Origin of the sequence: Corynebacterium sp. HMSC05H05 (assembly GCF_001807265.1) — a bacterium.
Taxonomy (GTDB): Bacteria; Actinomycetota; Actinomycetes; order Mycobacteriales; family Mycobacteriaceae; genus Corynebacterium.
On record NZ_KV788401.1, the window covers coordinates 1 to 4,125 of the forward strand.

A 4,125-nucleotide genomic window follows, 5' to 3' on the forward strand; every position below is an offset into this window, starting at 1 on the left:
GACGTTGCATAACGCAAACCTGAAAAAGCGCATCCTGGCATCGATGGTTGCCGGTGCCGTCGCATTCGGTGGCGCAGCCGTTGTCGCTCCCGCCGCAGACGCAGACGTGCGAATTACTAGCCAGTACTCCACTCTCGACGACTCCGTTGAGCAGGCTGTCGTCGACTACAACCAGAAGCAGGTCTGGGACGACAACGCCCGGCTGTCTGGCCAGTACAAGACCGCGTTCGGCCCGGGCTGGTGCATCGATGCCCACCTTGCAACCCCGACGCCCAGCACCGCCTACGAGGTGCGCAAGCTCGACGGCACCTCCGGCTTCTACGGCTTTAACGGCGACATGGGCGGCAACCTCAAGATCGACGAGGACATTGAGCGTGCCGCCATTAACCTGACCAAGCTGATGCTCACGGACCTGAAGCAGGGCAAGTACGCCGATGCCAAGGCCAAGAACTCGGCACTGCAGGCGCTGCTGTCCAACAACAAGCAGACCCTGAACGACCTGCGCGGCTGGGTTGCCGGCAACCCGAACGTCCACGTGCCGGGCGTGAAGCCGGTGACCCCGCAGCAGTTCCTGCAGTGGACCGGCTTCGAGGTGCGTAAGAGCTACTTCGAGCAGACCGGCCAGGCCAACTACTACCTGGTCAAGAACGACGCTGCGTCCTCCCGCCTGAACGTCAAGGACGGCGAGTACGTCACCATCCTGCTGCCGCGTTCCTATAACGTGTACGAGGACCTGTCCAAGGAGCCGACCAACCAGCGCATCGTCACCATCGCGCAGCCGGGCCTCGAGGGCTTTGAGCCGGACGTGGAGGAAGATCCGAAGCCGTCCACCTCCACCTCCACCTCGACCACCGTGGTTCCGGGGCCGACCGTGACCGAGACCTCCACCGTCACCGGCGCACCGGAGACCAAGACTGAGGCCACCACCGTCACCAGCACCCAGCGCGAAGAGAAGACCACCACCAAGGAGGTCGAGCGCTACTTCCGCCACTACTCCTACGCCTTCGACTTCCGCTTCAGCGAGAAGTCCGAGGAGATCGAGGTCAAGGACCTGGGCTCCTGGGAGATCGACTTCGTCGACGACTCCAACGGCCTGGTCGAGGTGACCAAGGAGGTCCGTGAGGACGGCACCTCCGTCCTCGTGGTCACCCCGAAGAAGGAAGGCAGCGGCAAGGTCCGCATCGTTGTCGTGGACAACAAGGGCAACCGCCACGAGTACATCATCGACGTGGTCAACGAGTCCACCACCGTGGAGACCACCGGTGAGGTCACCGTGAACAACCACTACTTCAACGTGGGCGTTGCCGGTGTGAACCAGAGCATCGATATCCCGGCCGGCTGGGACTACGAGATCACCGACGGCAAGGGCCTGGTCACCACCGAGGAGAAGGACGGCAAGCTCAACGTCAAGATCAACGACGGCGTGCTCAGGGGCAACGTCAAGATCGAGGTGTTTGAGAAGAACGACAAGGGCGAGAAGACGGGCAACAAGAACGTCTACGAGTTCAACATCGACGCCGCTTCCGACAAGTACACGCAGACCCGCGTGATCGGTAACGCCAACTCCTACAAGCTGGAGATTGAAAACGTTGAGAACAAGCCGGAGATCGTCTCCGGCGAGGACCTCATCGAGTCCATCGAGAAGCGCGACGGCTTCTGGATCATCACCCCGAAGCCGGGCGCCGAGGGCAAGGTTGTGCTCAAGGCTGTGGACGCTGAGGGCAAGACCCACACCTACACCCTGGACATCAAGCCGGGCGTGAACGTCCTGGTGGACGTTGAGACCCACCTCATCCAGGAGGGCACCACTGTCGACGTTAAGACCTCCGGCGACGACTGGGAGCTGGAACAGACTGACGGTAACAAGGACAACTGGAAGATCGAGAAGACCGACAACGGCTTCAAGATCCACAACAAGGTCAACGGCACCGGCATCTTCAACTTGTACGCTCCGGACGAGAACGCGAAGGACGGCCGCGTCCTGGTCGGCGTCTACACCATCTCGGCGAAGCCGCAGGAGCAGAACGAGTACGAGGTTCCGAAGTTCACCCAGGATCTGGACGACCGCAACACCGCCGAGTTCAAGCCGGGCAACGAGGGCAACACCTTCGAAATCATCGAGGGCAAGGACAACGCCACCCTGGTCAAGACCGAGGACGGCAAGTACCGCGTGCTGCCGAACCCGGGCTTCGAGGGCAAGATCGTCGTCGCTGAGAAGTCCCCGAACGGTAAGACCGTCGCCGAGTGGACCCTCAACGTCACCAAGGGTGAGGTCGAGGAGAGCACCCTGGAGGCTGAGTCCAAGGACGAGCTCAACATCTCGGTCAAGAACCAGCGCATTGTCAAGGGCGAGCACCTCATCGACCGCATCGAGGACGGCAAGGTCTACTTCAAGGAAGGCGCTGAGGGCCAGGTCATCATTGAGAACCTGAACTCCCGCGACCTGCCGTTCCAGCGCTGGACCATCGACGTCACCCCGTCGAAGCCGCGCGAAGAAGACGTCACCCTCAACTGGTCTTCGAAGCTCACCCTCACCATCCCGGAGGGCTCCGACTACGAGATCACCGACGAGTCCCTGGTTGAGGTGACCAAGGACGGCAACAACCTCATCGTCACCCCGAAGGAAGGCGCCAAGGGCACCACCCAGGTCAAGATCAAGAACGACCGCGGCGTCTACGTCATCTACAACATCGACGTGGTCCCGGGCGGTAACGGCAAGGGCGGCAGCTCCGAGTCCCGCGAGCAGAACTTCAAGCTCACCGAGGACGGCAGCTTCACCATCACCCGCATCAACAAGAACGAGATTCGCATTGATGAGGGCGAGAAGTACGTCAACGTCGAGTTCGACGAGAAGACCGGCAAGTGGGTCCTGACCCCGAAGGGCAAGGACTCCATCGGCAAGACCGTCACCGTCGTCGAGGTGGACAAGAACGACAAGGTGGTCAAGCGCCACACGATCGAGATCGTGGAGCAGCCGACCCCGCTGAAGTTCGTTGAGGAGCGCGTCGTCTACGAGCGCAACATCAACGACAAGATCGTTCCGGGTAAGAACAACACCCTGCATGTTGTCCGCGGCAAGGACCTGATCACCAACCCGGCGCCGGACTCCAAGGGCCAGCTGTTCATCCAGCCGACCGAGGACAAGCACGGCTCCATCCTCGTTGAGGAGCGCGACTCCGAGGGCAACCCGGTCCGTCTGGTTGAGATGGAGATCCCGCGTACGTCTGAGGGCCTGACCCCGCCGCAGCTGGACGTCAACGGCACCCCGGACAAGGGCATTGACATCAACGTCAAGGGCGGCGAGAACTCTGTCGAGGTCTACGTCTGCTACAACGACGACTGCACCAAGAAGAAGCGTCTCGAGCCGGGTAAGGAGATCGAGGTCTCCGAGGGCGGCAAGCTGCGCGTCCTGCCGGGTGCGCACCTTGACGGCGGCGTGAAGCTGATGGTCGTTCCGGTTGAGAACGGCAAGCTTCAGGGCAAGGAAAAGGTGATCATCAACATCACCCAGCAGGGCGAGACTGTCCAGGAGAAGGGCTCCTCCAGCGAGCTGGACGGCAAGTGCATTGCTTCCCTGGTCGGCCTGTCCGCTCCGCTGCTGCTGGCTATCCCGCTGGGCATCCTGTCCCAGGTCCAGATCCCGGGCCTGGAGGGCGTCTCCGCGCAGATCAACGGCGCTATTCAGGATGCGAACAACCGTATCCAGCAGGGCCTGGGCATCTACAACGAGGATCGTGCGCAGCGCGCTGCTGGCTTCCAGAGTGCGTTCCAGGGCGTTAACACCGAGCAGCTCGGCATGGCTGCCGGCGCTCTCGGCGCGATCACTGTCGGCTTGCTCATCGTTGATCAGGTCATGCGTGCCTGCGGCCAGGAAGAGTCCACCTCCTCCTACCAGCTTGGTAAGGCAACTGACAGCGAGTTCCTGATGTACGGCTCCTCTGGCAAGCCGTCCAAGGCTGAGGCTGATAAGGGCGAGGCTGAGGATTCCTCCTCTTCCTCTTCCGAGAAGCAGGATTCCGCCAAGTAAGACCTGCCCTTAACCTGTAAAACCCGGTGCCGTCTCGGCACCGGGTTTTCGGCATTTCAGCACCGGTTTGTTGAACAATGGCTGGATTTGTGGTGAAG

Annotated in this window: 1 protein-coding gene; it reads left to right on the top strand. The window is 61.4% G+C overall.

Features of this window, described 5'->3' with window-relative positions; genetic code table 11:
- Positions 1-43: 43 nt before the first annotated feature.
- Positions 44-4,027, top strand: a complete 3,984-nt coding sequence (locus tag HMPREF3151_RS07625) for a hypothetical protein (RefSeq protein WP_141741371.1) — start codon at positions 44-46, stop codon at positions 4,025-4,027.
- Positions 4,028-4,125: the final 98 nt, after the last annotated feature.